This is a genomic window from Bacteroides sp. (genome assembly GCF_030151085.1).
GTDB lineage: Bacteria > Bacteroidota > Bacteroidia > Bacteroidales > Bacteroidaceae > Bacteroides.
In genome coordinates this window covers 63,419-82,971 of sequence record NZ_JASLER010000094.1, presented here as the reverse complement: position 1 = coordinate 82,971, position 19,553 = coordinate 63,419, and the positions used below count along the sequence as shown (strand labels likewise).

At 36.6% G+C, this 19,553-nt stretch carries 17 protein-coding genes and 1 tRNA gene; 11 read left to right on the top strand and 7 right to left on the bottom strand.

What is annotated here, in order from left to right:
* Positions 1-114: 114 nt before the first annotated feature.
* Positions 115-822: a NigD-like protein gene (locus tag Q1W14_RS20590; protein WP_300704597.1), complete on the bottom strand. Its 708-nt coding sequence runs from the start codon at positions 820-822 to the stop codon at positions 115-117.
* A 179-nt stretch (positions 823-1,001) separates the two neighbouring features.
* Between Q1W14_RS20590 and Q1W14_RS20585 the strand changes: the two genes are divergently transcribed.
* Complete coding sequence (locus tag Q1W14_RS20585) at positions 1,002-1,550, top strand: sigma-70 family RNA polymerase sigma factor (protein WP_300704596.1); 549 nt, start codon at positions 1,002-1,004, stop codon at positions 1,548-1,550.
* Entirely contained in the window at positions 1,551-2,852 is a 1,302-nt protein-coding gene (locus Q1W14_RS20580; RefSeq protein ID WP_300704594.1) for an outer membrane beta-barrel protein, read from the top strand.
* 63 nt (positions 2,853-2,915) lie between these two features.
* On the opposite strand, the gene pflA is transcribed toward Q1W14_RS20580, so the two are convergent.
* Together pflA and pflB are read right to left on the bottom strand one after the other, a co-directional pair.
* Positions 2,916-3,641, bottom strand: coding sequence for a pyruvate formate-lyase-activating protein (pflA, locus tag Q1W14_RS20575; RefSeq protein ID WP_300704649.1), 726 nt, complete (start codon positions 3,639-3,641; stop codon positions 2,916-2,918).
* Positions 3,642-3,764: 123 nt separating this feature from the next.
* Entirely contained in the window at positions 3,765-5,993 is a 2,229-nt protein-coding gene (pflB, locus tag Q1W14_RS20570) for a formate C-acetyltransferase (RefSeq protein WP_300704592.1), read from the bottom strand.
* 501 nt (positions 5,994-6,494) lie between these two features.
* Between pflB and Q1W14_RS20565 the strand changes: the two genes are divergently transcribed.
* From Q1W14_RS20565 to Q1W14_RS20550, 4 genes are all read left to right on the top strand, one after another.
* Positions 6,495-6,579: transfer RNA gene (locus tag Q1W14_RS20565), tRNA-Ser, on the top strand.
* A 112-nt stretch (positions 6,580-6,691) separates the two neighbouring features.
* Positions 6,692-7,480, top strand: a complete 789-nt coding sequence (locus Q1W14_RS20560; protein WP_300704591.1) for a DUF5672 family protein — start codon at positions 6,692-6,694, stop codon at positions 7,478-7,480.
* Between the two features lie 143 nt (positions 7,481-7,623).
* Positions 7,624-7,953, top strand: a complete 330-nt coding sequence (locus Q1W14_RS20555; protein WP_300704589.1) for a toll/interleukin-1 receptor domain-containing protein — start codon at positions 7,624-7,626, stop codon at positions 7,951-7,953.
* A gap of 99 nt (positions 7,954-8,052) precedes the next feature.
* A complete protein-coding gene (locus tag Q1W14_RS20550; protein ID WP_300704588.1) occupies positions 8,053-8,451 on the top strand; it encodes a hypothetical protein in 399 nt (132 codons plus the stop codon).
* An 8-nt stretch (positions 8,452-8,459) separates the two neighbouring features.
* Here Q1W14_RS20550 and Q1W14_RS20545 read toward each other — a convergent pair whose 3' ends face one another.
* The 3 genes from Q1W14_RS20545 to Q1W14_RS20535 form a co-directional block, all read right to left on the bottom strand.
* On the bottom strand, positions 8,460-9,134 hold the full coding sequence (locus Q1W14_RS20545) for a MarC family protein (protein WP_300704586.1): 675 nt from the start codon (positions 9,132-9,134) through the stop codon (positions 8,460-8,462).
* 262 nt (positions 9,135-9,396) lie between these two features.
* Positions 9,397-9,840 (bottom strand): LytTR family DNA-binding domain-containing protein, encoded by a 444-nt coding sequence (locus tag Q1W14_RS20540; protein WP_300704584.1) that lies wholly within the window; start codon positions 9,838-9,840, stop codon positions 9,397-9,399.
* A 179-nt stretch (positions 9,841-10,019) separates the two neighbouring features.
* Positions 10,020-11,144 (bottom strand): helix-turn-helix domain-containing protein, encoded by a 1,125-nt coding sequence (locus tag Q1W14_RS20535; RefSeq protein ID WP_300704582.1) that lies wholly within the window; start codon positions 11,142-11,144, stop codon positions 10,020-10,022.
* A 164-nt stretch (positions 11,145-11,308) separates the two neighbouring features.
* Here Q1W14_RS20535 and Q1W14_RS20530 point away from each other — a divergent pair, with 164 nt between their 5' ends.
* The 5 genes from Q1W14_RS20530 to Q1W14_RS20510 all read left to right on the top strand — a co-directional run bounded on the left by Q1W14_RS20530 (position 11,309) and on the right by Q1W14_RS20510 (position 18,873).
* Positions 11,309-13,891, top strand: coding sequence for a TonB-dependent siderophore receptor (locus Q1W14_RS20530; protein ID WP_300704580.1), 2,583 nt, complete (start codon positions 11,309-11,311; stop codon positions 13,889-13,891).
* Positions 13,892-13,936: 45 nt separating this feature from the next.
* On the top strand, positions 13,937-15,115 hold the full coding sequence (locus Q1W14_RS20525; RefSeq protein ID WP_300704579.1) for a DUF4876 domain-containing protein: 1,179 nt from the start codon (positions 13,937-13,939) through the stop codon (positions 15,113-15,115).
* Between the two features lie 7 nt (positions 15,116-15,122).
* Complete coding sequence (locus Q1W14_RS20520; protein ID WP_300704578.1) at positions 15,123-16,664, top strand: DUF6850 family outer membrane beta-barrel protein; 1,542 nt, start codon at positions 15,123-15,125, stop codon at positions 16,662-16,664.
* Positions 16,665-16,717: 53 nt separating this feature from the next.
* Positions 16,718-16,951 (top strand): 4Fe-4S dicluster domain-containing protein, encoded by a 234-nt coding sequence (locus Q1W14_RS20515; RefSeq protein WP_300704576.1) that lies wholly within the window; start codon positions 16,718-16,720, stop codon positions 16,949-16,951.
* 86 nt (positions 16,952-17,037) lie between these two features.
* Complete coding sequence (locus Q1W14_RS20510; protein WP_300704574.1) at positions 17,038-18,873, top strand: AraC family transcriptional regulator; 1,836 nt, start codon at positions 17,038-17,040, stop codon at positions 18,871-18,873.
* 136 nt (positions 18,874-19,009) lie between these two features.
* On the opposite strand, the gene Q1W14_RS20505 is transcribed toward Q1W14_RS20510, so the two are convergent.
* On the bottom strand, positions 19,010-19,357 hold the full coding sequence (locus Q1W14_RS20505; protein WP_300704572.1) for a LytTR family transcriptional regulator DNA-binding domain-containing protein: 348 nt from the start codon (positions 19,355-19,357) through the stop codon (positions 19,010-19,012).
* Positions 19,358-19,553 lie beyond the last annotated feature (196 nt).

Below are 19,553 nucleotides of genomic sequence, written 5' to 3'. Positions count from 1 at the left end.
TATCTGCGAAATAATAGGGAGTGAGAGGATAATAATACGGAGCAGCACAATCACTGTGCTACTCCGTATTGCCTAATTATTGAGATGTAAAAAGTAGGCTACTAAAAAGAAGATTTACTTTTCTTCTTTAGTCAGATCGACGGTGATATATTTCTCACCGTCATAAATGCTATTAATTCGGATGTTCAATCCTTTTTTGTCTTTCAGCATGTTTGCAACGTTGTCTAGTTTGAAAGAAACCAGTCCAGTGCCCAGCATAAGCGGGGAGTCATTGTACGCATTTTGGCGAAACTCCAGAGTTAGGTAATCAGGCTTATCGTTCTCTCCGGTAGATGCTTCATTAATGACCAAATTAAGCATGTGCTTCTTGGCCTGGTCGTTGCTATGGTAAATCTGATATTTTATGTTCAGATAGTCTCCTGTAATCCACAAATCGGTGGCATTGATACGGTCATCGCCAATACTGTCCGCTTTTTCGGCAGGCATGGAGTAGATGTCTTTGGTTAAGATGTTTTCGATATGGTTGATTTGAGCATTGTATTCGTAACCGGCTAAGGGTTCTTCCAACTTGGTGAAATAGACGAATGCCCGTTGTCCGTCGACCACAGCATAATTACGAATGAGAGTAGTGTCGCTAGGATAGAGTTTACTTCCCTCGTCCAATGCAAAATAATAATCTTTTCCTTCTATCACATTCAATGTACCGACTGCAAAGAGCGTACCTTTGTATGGGTCATCCAAATCGTCCAGACAAGATTGGAGCGTAGGCATGACAAGGAATAAAAGCATAAAAGCAATAATCGATAATCTCAATTTCTTCATACGTGGTAGGTTTTTACTTTTTAAAATTGTTTTTGTTCTACGTACTCTGAAAATACGAATGATAGCTAAATACTGCACATTAGATTGTTAAAGAAATGAAAGTATGATTTTCTTCTCTATGCGATGCAGTACTTTTGTGCCCGTTGCATTTATAAGGTAAACACGTGTTAAAAGAAAGGATGGAAGAACAGAAACTGGCAGAACGTTGCAGGCAAGGAGACAATATTGCTCGCAAAGAACTGTATGAGCATTATGCAGGGCGCATGCTTAGCGTATGCCTTCGTTACGCCGGTGACAGGGAAACTGCGCAAGACTTAATGCATGATGGTTTCCTGAAACTCTTTGATTCTTTTGATAAATTCACTTGGAGGGGAGAAGGTTCCCTGCGTGCGTGGATGGAGCGTGTAATGGTGAATACGGTATTGCAGTATTTGCGGAAAAATGATGTGATGAACCAGACGGCGGCGCTGGAGAATGCTCCCGAAGCGTATGAGGAACCGGAGGCATCGTCAGTAGATGCCATTCCTCAGAAAGTGCTAATGCAATTTATCAGTGAATTACCTGCCGGTTACCGTACTGTATTCAACTTATATGTTTTTGAGGAAAAACCCCATAAGGAGATAGCTCAACTTTTGGGTATTAATGAAAAATCATCCGCTTCGCAATTGACGCGTGCCAAAGCGGCTTTAGCAGTGAAGGTGCGCGAATGGATGAAAAAAAATGCATAAATGAAAGAACGTATGGAAGATGAATTGTGGATGAAAAAGATAAAGGAGCGGCTGGAAGATTACTCTGAACCATTACCGATTTCTGGCTGGGAACGGTTGGAGAAGGATTTGTCAGTTTCCAAAGCTTCGATTACCGGAAAGCGGAGGCTCATTCCATTCCGTCGCTGGGCTGTATCGGCTGCTGCTGTATTGCTGGTAGCTGTATCGTCGGTTAGCTTATGGCTTCTGCAAAGTAGGATGGGGGATGAGGTGCGTAGTACTAATGTGCCGGCATTGGCTTTAGCACCGGATAATCTGCCGGAGCAAACCTCGCCTTCAACACAGACTGATGTAGTGGAGCCTCTTCGTCAAGTGCATAGAAGTTTATCGAATAATGTATCAAGACATGCTTTGGTAGCACAACAGATAGAATTGCCTACCTCGAATAGTCAAGAAGAAGAAATGACCTCTACTGAGGTAAAGAATACTACTGATAATCGTCAGGTTGAGGTACCTGTAGCTCAGGTGGAAACAACTGGGAAACAAAAAACTGATAATCCAGAAACGAATCAGGTACAAAGACGCCGTCCATCAGGAAAAGATAAACTTCATCTTCCGGTAGAACGTAAGTCTACTTCTAAATCGAAGGGATGGTCTATGGGTATGTCTGTTAATGCTGGTGGTTTAGGTAATGGATTGGGAAATAATATGGAACAAGATCTTGCTTTTGATTCTCCTAATTCCGGAAGACTTGATTTAACATCTACTGCCAACGGAGTTGTTTCGATTCCTAATGGTCAGGAACTGGTATTTAGGGATGGTTTACCCTATATAATGAAACGTGAAAAGAGTATTGTATCGGCTGACCATAAGCAACCGCTGAGTTTTGGATTTTCTGTTCGAAAGAATCTGCCTAAAGGTTTCTCTGTAGAGACGGGGTTGACTTATACTTATCTGGCTTCGGATGTGACTTATGATGATAGTTCTGAGAAATTTAGTCAGAAACTTCATTATTTAGGTATTCCTGTACGTGCTAACTGGAACTTTGTGGATAGTAAGTCTTTCACAATGTATGTATCGGCTGGTGGTGCTGTGGAAAAATGTATATATGGTAAAATCGGCAGTGAAAGTGAAACTGTAAAACCTGTACAAGTCTCTGTGATGGGGGCTGTGGGAGCACAATATAATATAAGTAGTCGGGTGGGTTTATATGTAGAACCTGGAGTGTCTTATTTCTTTGATGATGGCTCGCTTGTACAGACCATAAGAAAAGAAAATCCTTGTAACTTTACGTTGCAGGCGGGGATAAGGTTGACATACTAAAATAGTGATTAACGATTAGTGATTAGTTAGCTGCGCAATATGCCGCATGGTAATCACTAATCACTAATTCACAATCACCTTCGCAAAATATTCTTTGAAAAGCATTTCTGCCCGTTCTAATTGTTCTGGGCTATTTTCTTTTACTTCTTTTAGTTGATAATCCCATTCCATGGCTTCATACTTGTGTACACCTAAACGATGGTAGGGGAGAATTTCTACTCGCTGAATATGCTGATATTTTCCAAAACGCTCTCCTAGTAGGCGGATGTCTTCTTCAAAGTCACTATATCCGGGTACTAATACATAACGTAACCAGAAGGGGTGCGCATGTTCTTCCAACCAGTTGGCGGTACGCAAAGTTTGTTCATTACTATGTCCGGTCAACGTACGATGGCGTTCGGGATTAAATTGTTTGATATCAAGCAAGACGAGATCGGTTAATCTAACTAATTCTTCTACCTTTTTATTCCAAATCGCACCATTGGTATCCAGACAGATATGGATATCGTTTGCTTTTAAATCCTTAAATAAAGGTATCAGTGCTTCGGCTTGCAACGTCGGTTCTCCACCTGAGAAGGTAATTCCACCTTTCTTCCCGAAGAATGCTTTTTGGCTGATTGCCATTTGAAGAATTTCATTCGGTGGAGTGGGAGTACCGCCTTTTATGTCTATTGTATCCGGGTTGGCACAATACAAGCAACGAAAGGGGCAACCTTGCAGAAATACTACAAGGCGTAATCCGGGACCATCAAAGGTTCCCATTGACTCGTAAGAATGAACGTTTATCAGATTCATAATTCTATAAATGGTAAATTGTCAAAAAAAGGCACAGATTATCCGGATTGTTGCGGATTTGTAATCTTAATCCGTGGAATCCACATAATCCGTGCCTAAAATATCTCTAATGAATGGTTACATTCTTTCGTGGAATGAACGACTGATAACTTCGAGCTGATGCTCACGGCTCAACTTCACGAAGTTTACGGCATAACCGGAAACACGGATAGTAAGCTGAGGATATTTCTCAGGATGTTCCATTGCATCTTCCAGCATTTCACGATTCAAAACGTTTACATTCAAGTGGTGGGCGCCTTTGGTGAAGTAGCCATCCATCATGGTTACCAGATTTTCTACACGATCTTCCGAAGTAGGGCCTAATGATTTGGGGACGATGGAGAAAGTATTGCTAATGCCATCTTGTGAATCGCGGTAACGCAACTTGGCTACAGAACTTAAAGAGGCTATAGCGCCATTCTTGTCACGTCCATGCATGGGGTTGGCACCCGGAGCAAAGGCAACACCTTTAGCACGTCCGTCGGGTGTGGCACCGGTTTTCTTGCCATACATTACATTGGAAGTAATTGTCAGCAATGAAAGGGTAGGACGGGCATTCTTGTAAACCGGTAATTTCTTCAATTCTTCGCTGAAGTAATAAACCAAGTCTACGCCGAGGTGATCCACGCGGTCGTCATTATTACCAAAACACGGGAATGCACCCTCAATATCAAAGCTTTCGGTCAAACCTATATCGTTGCGGCGAGCGGTAACTTTGGCATATTTGATGGCTGATAAAGAATCGAGTGCAATAGAAAGTCCGGCTACACCGTAAGCCAGATTGATGCGCGGGTCAGTATCTATGAGAGCCATTTGAGCCTTTTCATAATAATACTTGTCGTGCATGTAATGAATAATATTCATGGCTTCGTTGTAGACGCGAGCTATTTCGGTCAACACTTTCTTGTAATTGCTCATCACTTCTTCGAACTTCAGAGTCTCGCTGGTCAGTACGGGAATGCCTTTTACCATGACGGTACCCGTGTTTTCACAACGTCCGCCGTTGATAGCCAGCAGCAATGCTTTGGCAAGGTTAGCACGTGCGCCGAAGAATTGGATTTGTTTTCCGATAGCCTGGTAAGATACACAACAAGCAATACCATAGTCGTCACAATTACGAACTTCGCGCATTAATTCGTCGTTTTCGTATTGAATGGAGCTGGTATCAACTGAAACTTTTGCACAGAACTCTTTGAAACCTTCCGGCAGTTGTGGGCTCCAAAGTACCGTCATGTTGGGTTCGGGAGAAGCACCCAGGTTGTAAAGTGTCTGCAAGAAACGGAAAGATGTTTTAGTCACTTTGCTGCGTCCGTCATTGAAGCGTCCGCCGATGGCTTCTGTTACCCAAGTAGGATCTCCGGCAAAAATATCGTTGTACGATTGCATACGTAAATGGCGTACCATGCGCAATTTGATAACGAACTGGTCGATTAGCTCTTGTGCAAAGGTTTCGTTTATCTTGCCATGAGCCAGATCGTATTCAATAAAGATATCAAGGAAAGAGGATACGTTACCCAAAGACATGGCTGCACCATCTTGTTCCTTTACTGCGGCAAGATATGCCATATATACCCATTGTACGGCTTCCTGCGCAGAAGTTGCCGGACGGCTGAGATCGAGTCCGTAATATTCGCCCATTACTTTGATGTCTTTCAAAGCTCTGATCTGTTCAGCTACTTCTTCGCGTAAGCGGATGCGGGCATCGGTCATCGGACCGAGGAGATTGTGTAAATCTTCTTGTTTAGCTTCTATAAGTCGGTCAATGCCATAAAGTGCCAGGCGTCGGTAGTCACCGATGATGCGTCCGCGAGCATAATTATCGGGCAGACCGGTGAGGAAACCGAGTGAACGGAAAGAACGAATTTCTTCGGTATATACATCAAATACTCCATCGTTGTGGGTCTTGCGATAGTGGGTGAAGATATCTTTTACTTTCTCATCAATCTCCATGCCATTTTCGTGGCAAGCTTTGGCTACTACATTGATACCGCCGAAAGGTTTAATAGCGCGCTTCAACAGTTCGTCAGTTTGCAAACCAACAATAAGTTCATTCTCCTTATCTATATATCCGGCTTTGTGGGAAGTGATGGTAGATACTGTGACATTATCTAATGAGCGTACTCCATTATTGTTTCTTTCCTCTTCGAGTGCTTTCAGGCAAAGATCCCAGATACATTTAGTACGTTCGGTAGGTCCTTGCAGAAACGATGCATCTCCAGCATAGGGTGCGATGTTCTTACTAACGAAATCACTAACATTGATTTCTTTGCTCCAAAGCCCGTCAATAAAGGTTTTGTTCAATTCCATAAAATTCATTTTGTTGAGTGGGTTAAGTAATGTTATCCTTTTGAGGGCGCAAAATTACGGAAATATTTCCTTAATTGCATCGTGCACATAACCCTTTTTGTGTTGTACAGCATAAAATAACTATTATTAGGTAGTGGTTAGGACATGAATTAGCATTAACGTGCCTACCGACAATTTCTTGCGTGGCGATTGATTAATATCTCGAATACTAAGAATTAATAGTTTGATATATGTCGTCTATTCATTCGACATATGTCAAATGAATAGATGACAATTGTCAAATGATTAAAGAACGGTTGTCAAACGATTAATTGTTAGTATCTGAGAAAATAATTTGTAGTAGAATTGTTTTTAGTTTTTCGCATCGGTGAGATTAGTATATAGCAATTTGTCTTTTACTAATTAATATTGCAATTAATTTATCAATTAAATTTGCTAATAAAAATAAGAGTAGTACATTTGCACCGCTTTAAATGAAAAGCATTTCTGAAATGGAGTTTTGGAGAGGTGGCAGAGTGGTCGATCGCGGCGGTCTTGAAAACCGTTGAACTGAGAGGTTCCGGGGGTTCGAATCCCTCCCTCTCCGCAAGTAGGAGTTGAAAAATATATAATACTCCACTGAGCGGATTTAAGTTTGATAAAGAATCTTTTTTATATTACTTTCCTGAATATATCCAATATAATTTCTAATTGTAGCTATGCAACATAAGGCAATTATTATCATCCCCGTTTATAGTAACAAGATCAGTCACTGGGAAGAATTGTCATTACGGCAATGTGTTACTGTATTGGGGCGTCATCATATTGTATTTATGGCACCTCAAAATCTTGATATTACTCCAATGCAAACTATATCGGGAATTGATAGTATTGTGCGTTTTGATGATAGCTATTTTATCGATGTAGCGGGATATAACAGGTTGATGCTTTCCAAGGAGTTTTATGAACGTTTTGTTGATTTTGAGTATATGCTCATTTATCAGTTGGATGCTTATGTCTTTTCCGACCGTTTACTTGAATGGTGTGAGCGAGGCTATGACTATGTGGGGGCACCGTGGATTCCCGAAGCTAAATATTTTAACTTTTGGCGTAGAGCTGAATTGATTGTTTATCAGAATATATTGAATGCAGTAGGAATTTATCGTTCCCGAAGTAAATATTTTAGTGTAGGAAATGGTGGCTTTTCACTACGTAAGATCGCATCTTTTCTTGAAGTTATAAAGAGCGATGAGGCTAATATAAAGCATTTCTTAGAAAACCGTTCTTATAATGCCGAAGATGTTTATTGGGGTATTAAAGTTAATCGCATCAAGCACCGTTTCCGTATTCCAAATTATAAAGAGGCAATAGACTTTGCCTTTGAAAACCATCCGGAACAACTTTACAACTATAATAGGCAAAGATTGCCGTTTGGTGCCCATGCTTGGTATAAAGGCTATCGATTGAAGTTTTGGCGTAAGTTTATTCCAAGTCCTGAAGAAAAATAATTCATTCAGAAATTCAATAAATTATTAGGGATTACACTTGGTTTTACATTCATACAATGTAAAACCAGGTGTTTTTTTGCATGTATAATATTTTATCTATTAACTATAATGTATTATATTTGCCTTAAATACTTTATCTGACTATGGAGACAAAACTTACTAAAACTGATATATTTATAAGTTATAAACGTGATGATGGTATTTATAAGGCTATAAGTTTGCAAAATGCATTGAAAAATAGAGGGTATTCTGCTATTTTCTTTGACTATGACTCCCTACATAGTGGGGATTTTGAAGAGCAAATAAAATATGCCATATGTAATTGTACCGATTTTGTCGTTTTGCTGACACCACTGGTATTAGAGAGCTGTCAAGATGAAAAAGCGTATGTTCCTCGTGAAATACAATGGGCATTAGAGAGTAATTGCAATATTATTACATTGAATGTGGACGGTGCTTTTGTAAAAGAATAGCCTAAAAATATACTACCTTCACCTTTTGGTAAATATCTGGATAGGAGAAACAACACCTTTCCTGGGCGCATAATTGGGCAATTTGCGAAAGGTTTTTATGTGGAATTGGAAGATGCTATTGGTCGAATAACGGATAATAATCTATCATGGCAGAAGCTAGATCATTGGGAGAATTTCTTTAAAATAGGGGACAAATGTAATTTTCATGCCATTTCAGCTAAAGACAATATGGTGGTTCTTTCGTGTCTTACTATGCCTTTTGATGCCAACAATCAAGCTATAGGTGTCTTAGAACGTGAAGATAGTAATTATGTTTATGCTAAAATAAAAGATATTACAGCTCTTATATCTAAACGTGATGCGACTCTATTAATGGCTTTTACTGATAATTTAGGCATATTACATATACCGATAGGTGATAAGTGTTTGTTGGCTCGTAAACAATTAGATACGGTTAAAAAACTTATTCATGTCAGGTTTATTGAATATTTGAAATAGCTTTTTACTCATAATATATCCAAATGAAATATCTGTGATATACCAGTCACACTAATTTGTATGCCTATACAAAAAGTGAAAAAAGCGACCAGTTTATTGATGATCTGATTTCCTACTGGTCCTAATTTCTGGATAATTCTTTGCCCTTGTGAAAGGAATACATATAATATTGCAGCCATGCACATGATGACCAATGCTATTACTGCATAATTGACTCCAGTCTGCAATAGTTTTCCTTTCACACTTGCAGAAGCCATTAAAGTGAATATGACAGATATACTACCGGGACCGATGCTGATAGGAAAAGTAATGGGATAGAAGATTTTTTGTTGTATATTCTGCCATTTCGATCCTGTTATGTTTCGATTAGATTCTGCTTTTTCAGAGGAGTCAGTATCACTTAATAACTCCATTGCTGTTTTGCAAATAAGTATTCCGCCTCCCAATTGAATTACAGGAATAGCCAAACCGAAAATCAATAGAAATAAATGTCCTATCACTAATGTTCCTATTCCAATCAGAACATAATTGAAAATAAGTTTCTGAATAGCTGTTTTTCGTTGTCCGGCATCTAAGTCGATCAGGAAGCCATTTACGACAAACCCATTTCCTAAGGGATTTATTACCGGGAATAAAGCCATAAAAGAGGATGAAAATATGATTAAAAGGTTACTTATAGACATAATTCATATTTTATACGATGTTTTTGGATTGATTCTCATGCATTGACGTACTCCTGATTTGTTTTGAAGTTTCATTGCAGGTAGAAAACGTATCCAATCGATAATTGTTCAATATCCTTTTTTTATAATCAGGTATAACTGCCAATGAATTAATTTCTTTTGCGGAAATAAAAGTCAAGTATCAAGTTTTTTTGTACATTTGATTTTGTAATATAAGCAATATTCTGTCTTTGTATAATTTACTTTTATATTATTAATATATTCATCTTCCTTTTGTTACGATATTAAAGTGAGAGAGTGCTTCTTTTTTGTATGTTCTGCCAATAGGTATCATAGTGTCTTGTACATAAAATATATTTCCATAATATTTATTGACGTATTTGATGTTTATAACATAAGAACGGTGTACGCGAATAAAAGTATCGGAAGGAAGAGAGTTGATTATTTCTCCGAGCGGTTGAGCGATCGTTAGTTTTTTATTGTTTGATACGTGAATATTACAATAACTTCCAGCTGCTTCTAAATAACATATTGTATTATATGTAAACTTTTCCAGCCAATTATTGCATTTAAAGTAGATATCAGATCCGAAAGCTTTGGAGATCTCATTAGCTTCTACTATCATTCCATTACTAAAAACTGTACTCACTACTGCTGTGTTGCATGATGATTCAATTTTGCAGTTGTCTTTTGTAGATCTTTCCATAATTAAGTATTGTTGTTAATGAAACGCGTTAATTGTGGTGTAAAGGTAAGCAGAAATACAAAAAGACACTTCTCATAAATTAGTTTAGAAGATATGCTGTGGTAACTGGTTGATTTTTTGTTGCTTGTACATGGATATACAATAGTTTTTTTAGATAATTTTGAAGCGAAATTGATGATTTAGGAATTATCAGATTGCTTTGTTTCGTTCAATATCTGCTCTTTCCATTTTAGTGGAGAAACTTGATGGCGTTTAATGAAAGCACGATAAAACGAGGCGATAGATTGAAAACCTGTTTCTTCTGCAATTTCAGTCACAGATTTAGTCTGTTTTTTATCAAGCAGAGATTTTTCAAAATTATCGAGGCGTAGTGAAACAATGTAATTGGCAAAGCTGGCTCCTATTTCCTCTTTGATAAATTTACTTAATGTCCCCGGATTAATTAAAATGTCCTTGGCTATTATTTTCAAATTTATTTTTGATTTAGAAATTTCAGGTTTATGAAGCCAAACAAATACCGCATCTTTTTGCTTTTCATTGAGTTGAGGTACTTTTCTGGAGCGAGTAGGTAGGTTTGCAATGCGTGGAAAGATTGATTTTATTTCATGCACTATGATTCGGCTAATTTTTTTGTTCCAGATAATGTATCCTCCCAGCATTATAGTAGTAAGGCAGAATAATATATCGAATACATAATTGGTTATTAAATTACTGATAAAATAGACCGAACAAATACATAAAATAATAAGAATTTTCCCATCCTTGAATATTGCTTTTGATTCATGCATCTTTATTATACGTTTTAAGTGGAAAGCATAAATAGATGCTTGAATAATACAAATCAAATAACAACTGATACGAAATGTAGTCCACCACGTAGGATGATTGAGTTTGAATTCAGCCCAGGTGTAAATTTGTTGGTCTGCCACTGAGGTGATGAATGACATAGCTACATAGACCAAAGCTAGTATTCCGGGGATTAGTAAATGTCGAAGCCATAATTTTCTTTCAGTTAGAGAACCGGTTATTTGAGATTTATAATATAAATAAGCTAATGGAATAAGTAAAGTTAATGCCCAACAGTTAAAACTTGATATTAGCGATAAGCTTTGACATAGCAGAAATGATTCATACAGTGTATGGGTAATTATTATCCATAACACTAATAAAAGAGGAAGAAGATGTGTAGTAGTATTTAATTTTTTCTTGTAATATTGCAGTTGAATAAAACAGGTACTACTTATTGTAATCCAAGCAAGTAATGAAGTACTAATATTTAATATTTGTAAGGCAAATAGATGCATATCTTTACTTTTTAGTCGTAAATATACACAAAAAGGAGTTATATGGAGGGATTTTCTATCTTTTTTTATATTTGATAGTGAAAAGATTAAATAAAATGTTTTCCTTTGCTCTGTAAACTATGAGCAGGAACTATATTCATAATATATTTTATCTATTTTTAGTTTTGTTGTCTGAAACGTGTTTTGCACAAGATCAGATACAAATATTACACCATGATTCCCTCAGGAATGTTCATCTTCGGGAAGTGGTGGTGACTGCAGTTCAATCAGATTCTCCTGATACCCGTTCTGTTATTGGTCAGGATGCTATCCGCCATATACAAGTAACTGATCTTTCCGGATTAACACAATTGCTACCAGGAGTCTTGACACGTAATCCGGATTTGAATACACCAGCAGCATTTACAATTCGTAGTATATCGCACAGTGATCCGACTAATGCTTTAGGTGTAGCAGTGTTGGTAGATGGTTTGCGGATGAATAATAATTCGAACCTGCAACAAGCAGCTCTTGGAGGCATTGGTGAGTTGTATAATAGTTCTGTTCTCACAGGGTTTGATGTACGTGCAATTTCTCCTTCTTCTATTGAAAGTGTGGAGGTGATACGAGGTGTACCTTCAGTCCGCTATGGTGATGTGACTAGCGGTGTGGTATTGGTAAAATCAAAAGCGGGGATACAACCCTATATGGCTGGAATTCGTTTTACTGCGACTGAGAAACTTTTCTCTATAGGTAAAGGAATAGGGATAGGTACACATGGAGGTACTTTCTATTTGGGTGCAGATTATGCTCTATCTGCCCAAGATGCCCGCCAACCGGAACAAACCTACCAACGCATTGGAATACAAGCTTCGTATGCAAAAGATTTTCCTTCTGCAACATTTCGTATGAATCTTAGAGGATTTCACATGCAGGACAAGAATGAGAAAGGGGCTAATATGCTAGATGGGGAATATCAGAAAGCAATGAGCCAAGAAATTTCTTTTTTGGTAAATGGGCAATGGAGTTTGATGAAATCTTGGCTGACCAGTCTTGAATATGAAGCTGGGATGACATATGGGTATCAGCGGAATCAGTCGAATGTATATAATTCGAGTACTCAACAAGTTACTACTTATGAATTGCAAACAGGAGAACATGCCGGTTATTTTCTTTCGCCCAATTATTTTTCATATCTTTCAGTAGAAGGTAAGCCATTTTCAGCTGATGCGTCTTTAATAGCTAATCTTCGGCGTACAATATATAATAAGGTATATAATCATTTTTCTTTAGGTGTGCGGGTTGGTACGGAAGGCAATCGGGGGGAAGGTGTTTGCTTTGATCCACTTTCTCCTCCAGTGGAATTGATTGGAGGTCGTACTCGCTCGTATCGTGACATTCCTTTTGTTTGGAACTATGCCGCATTTGCAGAAAATAAAGCTGTGCTTCCAATCGGGAGAATGCGGACCGAATTACAAATGGGTATTCGTTTAAATCATTTGCAGACTAAGTCTTTGCATTATGCTCCTACTATTGAACCACGTGCCAATATCAGGCAGGTGTTATGGGAACATCAAGAAGATGGGTATTTAAATAGCTTCAGTGTGCGTGTCGGGTGGGGATTGATGCGTAAAATGCCGGTGTTGGCTTATCTCTATCCTGACAAATCATACACAGACAAGAATTGCTTTACTTATAATGATGTAGATAATGGTCAGCGATTGACTGTATTGCATACCTATGTTACGGATAAAACTTTTAATTCTCAATTGAGTATGCCGGTCAATAATAAATTTGAATTTGGTGTCAATCTCAAGATTAAAGGTATTACTGCAGATATTGTATGGTTTAGGGAACATTTGCGTAATGGATTTCGTGTGGTTCAGCAGGCTGAACCTTTTACTTATCGTCGTTATACTCCTTTGATTGATAAAGGAGCCAATCCTGAATTGACCGATAAAGGAGTGATGAATGATGGAGAATTACTGTCATCTACTCCCAATTCTACTTTTGCTTTATATATGCGTCCTCAGAATGGTATTGAACAGCGTAAAAATGGACTAGAATATATATTGGACCTTGGACATTGGAGACTCTTGAACTCTTCTTTTCTGATAAGTGGAAGTTATATAAAGGTTGAAGAAAAGAATAATATACTTTCAGCTTCTTATCCGCAAATTGAATTAAATGGAACCCCATATCCTTATGTCGGTATTTATGAAGCTACAGGATTACTTGCCAATTTGGTAACATCACAATTAAGTAGTACTCGATTTCAGTGTATTACTCAAATTCCACGTATCGGATTGATAACAACGTTGACATTACAGGCTGTATGGTTGGATAAGCAACGTAGAGGGATGGAAAGTCGTTACGACAACCCGATTTACTTAGCGGATGAGAAAGGAAATCGACTTGATGGAAATCCAATGATTGATACGGAACATCGGAAACGGCTAAATCCGGTATATTATATGGATGGTGAGGGTAATTTGCACCGTTTTACTCAGGAGATGGCAACTGATAAGCGTTTTGCAGATTTAGTGTTGGAAGCTGGTACATCGACAGCTTTTCAGGAAGATTCCTTTGGTCCCTATTTTTTATTGAATCTTCGGGTTACAAAGAAAATAGGAAAACATGTTTCAGTAGCATTCTGCGCAAACAATCTAACACGGTCGAACCCGAAAAAGTTAGCACGCAGTACGCAACAATATTCACTTTTAAATCCGGAACTTTATTATGGTGCAGAGGTGAATATACAATTTTAGAATAGTACAGAATTTGACATATAAAAAATGAAATATAACTATCTTATGAAGACAACTTATTATCTACTAATTGCTTTTTTATTATTTTTCGCTTCCTGTTCGGAAGATGAACAGAGTTCATGTCAGGTAAATATTCAATTGTTACCTCCTGATGGTTATCCGACTTTACCTTTTGAAGAAATGACAGTGGTTTTAACTAATCAGTCACAGGGTGGAACGTATAAATTCAGATGTTCTTCTACTGGCTTTGCTGATTTTCATGTAGAATGTGGTTATTACACGGTTTCTGTTCATTATCAAGCTACTTCGGGTTTTATATTTAGTGGCAGAATAGAATCTTTGGTCTTATTGCCTGAGCAAGGAAATACTCCGAAATCAGTTGAATTGCAATTATCCCGTTCGGAAACGAATGCTATTGTAATTAAGGAAATATATTACGGGGGATGTATTGGAAAAATGGGAGAGGAGTACCAAGCTGACCAATACGTGACCTTATATAATAATTCCAGTGAAACAGTTTACTTGGATAAACTTTGTGTGGCAGTGGTTGATCCGGCAAATGCTATAGAGTCTCCTTGGATGAAATATACAGATATGTCGAGAATTCCGATAAATGATTTGACTTGGCAATTTCCAGGTACTGGCAATGATTATCCTTTAGCGCCGGGCAAAGAAACAACAATTGCTACGAATGCAGTCAATCATACTGGGGGTGAATATCAACATGCTAATTCTGTTGACTTATCTAAAGTTGATTGGGGATTTTGGGATGTGAGCTTGAGCGGGCAAAATATTGAGCCGGGTGTTACTCCATTGAAGTTAATTGCCAAACTGAACCCAAATACTTCGAAATACTTTTTACCTATTTGGGAACCTACTTTTATGATTTTTAGTTTGCAAGGAATCAGTGCAGAAGATTATGTGAGTGACTTGAATAACCGCGAACCGCGTCCACAAGCCACCAATCAAAGCAAACTTTATTTGACGGTTCCACAAGAATGGGCTATTGATTGTGTTGAATGTGTGAGAAGCGCCGAAATGATAACTCTCAAAAGAGTTCCCGATAATTTGAACCATACTCCTTTCTATATTTCCGAAGGTGCTTATTGTGGGAAATCAATTGTTCGTAAAAAGAGTTTGGGTACAGATGGTCAAGTGATCTATCAAGATACCAATAATGCTTTTGACGATTTTGAGGTTTCAGCTCCACTATTAAAAAAATAGGTTTGTAATGAGATTGAAGGCTGCATGTTTAGGATTGTTGGTGGGGATGCCGATTGTGATTTTTGCACAATCCGATACTCTGCGTATTCCTACGGTGCAGGAAATTTATGAACATAACGATTGGCTGTATGGGAAAAACCCTGTAGGGTTATTATTCAATCAGTTCAATACTTTTTCTATGGCGGAGATTGGTTATAGTTATAGTAGCGGAAATCTAGGAAAGATTTCTTTACCTACCTCGTCTAATGTCTATTCTGTAGTAAGCGAATCCTATCAAAAGATGGGGAAAGTAGCTTTGTATGGTCGGTTGAATTATGAACAAAATCAGAACAGCGGGCAAAATTGGCATGGCATGGTCAATGATTACTGGCAGTCAGTGAATTTATGTGATTCTGTAAGCGGGAAACGCCGTAACGAGGCTTATCATTTAGCAGGAGCTTTTTCTTTACCTGTATATAACCATTGGTTACTTGGAGCAAAATTTGATTATCAAGTACAAATGGCAGCAAAGAAAATTGACCCTCGTAATAAAAATCAATGGTCTGAATGGATATTGACTTCAGGGATAGGTTATCGCTCTGAAAAGTATATTATTGGATTATCTTTACTTCATGCAAATAGAAAAGAAACGGTGGACTACCAGAATATGGGTACGCATGTAACTTATCCTATTTTTGTATCTTATCCATTGAGTTATTTTAAAACTCTTTCGAGAGAGGGAAATATAAAGTGGTATTATTCAGGACAAGAAATTGGCGGAGCTTTACAGGCAGAATTACATTCGGATGTTTTTCGTCTTTTTCAGCAATTTGAAGGGAGTATTACTAGACAGAATGTAGAAAGTAATCGGATACAAGACCGTAAAGAAGGCGAAGCTAATCTTTGGCAAATAAACTATTTAGGGAGGTTGAAGAGGTCTCATATACATAGTCAGCATGAATGGGAAATGAAGATGAAGTATGAGCGAACTGATAATTATGATCCGTTGCAACAACAAGAAGATAATGGAGTTTGGAAATCGTATGGAAAAATACTTCGTTCCACTCGACGTGTAGGAATGTGTGATTTAAATTATGAATATCGTAAAATGCGTGATGCATGGGACCCTCTTTTTTCTTTAAATTCAGGAATTCATTACCAATATCAGGAAAATGTATTACTATTTTATCCGGTAAAGTATTCACAACCTCTACATCGACTTGCGATTTATACTACATATACTCATAATTTTGTATTTCCAAATGCATATCTTGATTGTGCTTTAGGAGGAATGTATGGCATAGGTAGAGGAATGATGATGAAAAAAAATGTGATTAATATCAATCAAGACACAGAAGATATAAAGTTATGGCAAAATACTAGTATTTTACAGCAAGATTATAATTATGAAACGGCAGCGCGTTTGAATATAAATTTTTCTATTACATATATAAATAATTCTCCTTTCTCTTGGTATCTTCGATTAATAGGAAACTATGAATGCTCCAACAAATGCCAATCAAATGAAAATAATAAGAAAATAGTTACATGTGTTGGCTTGATTTTCTAAATAGAATATGTATTTTTGAGGGTTAAATATTTAAAACAAAAAGTTATATAATTATGGAAAACAATGAAGAAAAATTAGTTTCTGGTCCGGGACCAATGCCAGTGGGAAGATGGACAATAAGACCTGATAAGTGTAATACTTGTTGTGATTGTGTAGATGCATGTACCATAGGATTGTTATATTTTGATGAAAAAAATAAGCTTATTCGAATAAAATATGAAGGATTTTGCACTCATTGTGGCAAATGTGCATCGGCGTGTGCTTATGGAGCAATTGTGCTTACATGATTTATAGAATTAAGATTTTCCATTTACTTCTATTATGTCTGTGCTGCTTTAGCTGTATAAGTAAAAGGGATGAAAAAGCTATTTTATTGAACAAAAGGTTAGGAGCAGTATCTTTGTTATCTTCTGCTTCTGACTCTTTGTTGTATGAGGTAAAATCTTTATTACCTTATCAGCAAGTTGAAATATTATTAAATGTATCATCTAATGATGAAACGACTTCATTAGGAACAGAAAAGCAGGAACATCTTTTACTTAAGGCTTTGACTTTTGCTTCAAAAAAAGACCAAAAAAAAATATTGCAAAGATTAATTATATTGTATCAAAAGTTAGATCAATGGGGAATTTCAAATGCAATATCAAAAGGAATAAAACGATGTGAAGAACTAGAAACGCAATATTCATTATCAAGAGAGGAATTTAGAAATCTAAAACGAATAAAGGCCAACTTATTAAATAGACAAGGTTCATATAAGGAAAGTATATCTATTCTATATGAATTGTTGGAAGAAGATCGCATTGCTAATGAAGTTGAATATGTGATAGAAGAACTTTATACAATAGCTGTTTATTTCATTCGATTAGGAGATTTGGAGACAGCATTATTGATACTGAAAGAGATTTATTTTAAAGCAGCTGCTGAAGGGCTAAAAGAACAACAATATATATGCTTATCATCTATAATTGATGCGTCATTTAATTTAAAGCGTTATAGTGATATTGACAGTATTAGTAACAACATAAATTTAGATTCACTCTCTCATTTTACATCATCCTCTATTTATCTAATGCTTGCGAAAAGTAATTTGCACCTTCAAAAAACAGATAGAGCTCGTTTTTACTTACTTCAAATGAATCAGAAATCGCAGAAAGGCACTGGAATGGTATTTTATTGTCAGATGGCTGAAACTTATATTGCAGAGAATCGTGAGGATTCTGCTACATTTTATTTGAACGAAGCACTAAAAGCTAAAGGGATATTTGATAAGACTGATAGAAGTATTGAAAATCTTCCATTATATTTTATGTATGTTTATCCTTCTTATGCTTCTTTGTTGCAACGTAATGGAAAATTGCAGCAGGCGCAAGATGCTTTTCAATTTGTTGAACCTTTAATGAAGACACCTGTTTCTGAGTCGGAGCGTATAGAAAAACAAATTGATGCATTAGGCCGTTACAGTGACTTTTGCCGATTAACTAGGCAATATGCTAAGGCTACTGAGTTATTAGTATATCGAGATTCTATTCAAAAAATGTATTATGAGAATAAAATAAGTCTTGATAGTAAACATTGGGTTGACCGATTTGAAATTCAAGAATTGACAAATAAGAATGCGAAACAAGCAGACGAGATTAATAATGCAAAACGTATATTATCTATCCTTATTGTTGTTTCGGTAATTATTTTGATTCTATGTGCAATAATAGTATATTTATATAGGCTAACAAGGAAACAATATAAGAAATCATTTGAGAATAAGCAACAGGAAATATTAGGAGGAACAGTCGATCTATCTCCTCAACTTGTGCCTGAACCTTCAAAGAAACGCGAACCACTCACTCCCCAGGAAAGATATTTCCGTAAAGCTTGTAAAATGGTCGAATCGCAAAAACTTTATTTAAATAATGCACTAACACTCGAAATATTATCTGAAATGGTTGGAACGAATCGATCTACATTATCAGCATGTATCAACCAATATGCAAAAGTTAATTTTAATCGATGGATTAATGATTATCGTATAGATCACGTAAAACGTTGTATAACTCCAGCCACAAATTTTAGTGAAATATATAAAGAATTTGGTTTTAATTCATATAATACATTTAATAATAGTTTTAAAAAACGAGTCGGTTGTACTCCTAATGAATATCTTCAAAAACTAACAGCTGATGAATTTCAGGATACCGATACTATGGTATAATAAATCTCGTAAAAGATAGAATTAATTAAATTCAACTTCTACGAGATTTACAAAAAATACTCTTCGAATAATATTTCTTATTTAAACAACCTACCCAATTATTTTGCTCTTATCGTGTATTAGAGTATTTATGGCTTTAAAATCCCATTATATTTAAGCGAGAGAAAATATCTTTTTTATTTTCTCTTCCGATGGGAATAGCAACCTCACCTATATAAATTAGGTTACCAAGAATGCGTTCAATATAGTTTATATTGACGATGAAAGAACGATGAGTACGAATAAATATCTCAATTGGCAAATGTTCTTGTAGTTCGGCAAGTGAGGTCGTGAGCAGTATTTTTGAATTGTTAGAAAGATATATATAGCAATAACTACCTGAAGCTTCTATGTAAAGAATCTCATTATACATATATCTACAGTATGCTTCATTTACTTTCAAATAAATACTGTCTGTGGCAGGAATTTTAGATTGTGTTTCCATTTTATCCATTTATTATAAAACCTGAAATTTGTTTGTAAAGATAGGTCGAAAATGGATTTACTACTTTCTCAAAAAATATGTAATATGATATATTATGATAAAAAGTTGAACTATAAATAATTATCTAGGTATTTGCGATCTTTTGTTTTTACGATTTAGGAATCGTATTGATGATTTTACGGTCCATTTTATCATT

What these genes read in the sequence shown, in the direction of transcription:
- Q1W14_RS20580 (WP_300704594.1), top strand. Translation starts at nt 1,551, where the DNA reads ATGAAAGAACGTATGGAAGATGAATTGTGGATGAAAAAGATAAAGGAG.
- Q1W14_RS20540 (WP_300704584.1), bottom strand. Translation starts at nt 9,840, where the DNA reads ATGGAAAGATCTACAAAAGACAACTGCAAAATTGAATCATCATGCAAC.
- Q1W14_RS20535 (WP_300704582.1), bottom strand. Translation starts at nt 11,144, where the DNA reads ATGCATCTATTTGCCTTACAAATATTAAATATTAGTACTTCATTACTT.
- Q1W14_RS20560 (WP_300704591.1), top strand. Translation starts at nt 6,692, where the DNA reads ATGCAACATAAGGCAATTATTATCATCCCCGTTTATAGTAACAAGATC.
- Q1W14_RS20585 (WP_300704596.1), top strand. Translation starts at nt 1,002, where the DNA reads ATGGAAGAACAGAAACTGGCAGAACGTTGCAGGCAAGGAGACAATATT.
- Q1W14_RS20590 (WP_300704597.1), bottom strand. Translation starts at nt 822, where the DNA reads ATGAAGAAATTGAGATTATCGATTATTGCTTTTATGCTTTTATTCCTT.
- Q1W14_RS20520 (WP_300704578.1), top strand. Translation starts at nt 15,123, where the DNA reads ATGAGATTGAAGGCTGCATGTTTAGGATTGTTGGTGGGGATGCCGATT.
- Q1W14_RS20555 (WP_300704589.1), top strand. Translation starts at nt 7,624, where the DNA reads ATGGAGACAAAACTTACTAAAACTGATATATTTATAAGTTATAAACGT.
- Q1W14_RS20525 (WP_300704579.1), top strand. Translation starts at nt 13,937, where the DNA reads ATGAAGACAACTTATTATCTACTAATTGCTTTTTTATTATTTTTCGCT.
- Q1W14_RS20515 (WP_300704576.1), top strand. Translation starts at nt 16,718, where the DNA reads ATGGAAAACAATGAAGAAAAATTAGTTTCTGGTCCGGGACCAATGCCA.
- Q1W14_RS20545 (WP_300704586.1), bottom strand. Translation starts at nt 9,134, where the DNA reads ATGTCTATAAGTAACCTTTTAATCATATTTTCATCCTCTTTTATGGCT.
- Q1W14_RS20505 (WP_300704572.1), bottom strand. Translation starts at nt 19,357, where the DNA reads ATGGAAACACAATCTAAAATTCCTGCCACAGACAGTATTTATTTGAAA.
- pflB (WP_300704592.1), bottom strand. Translation starts at nt 5,993, where the DNA reads ATGGAATTGAACAAAACCTTTATTGACGGGCTTTGGAGCAAAGAAATC.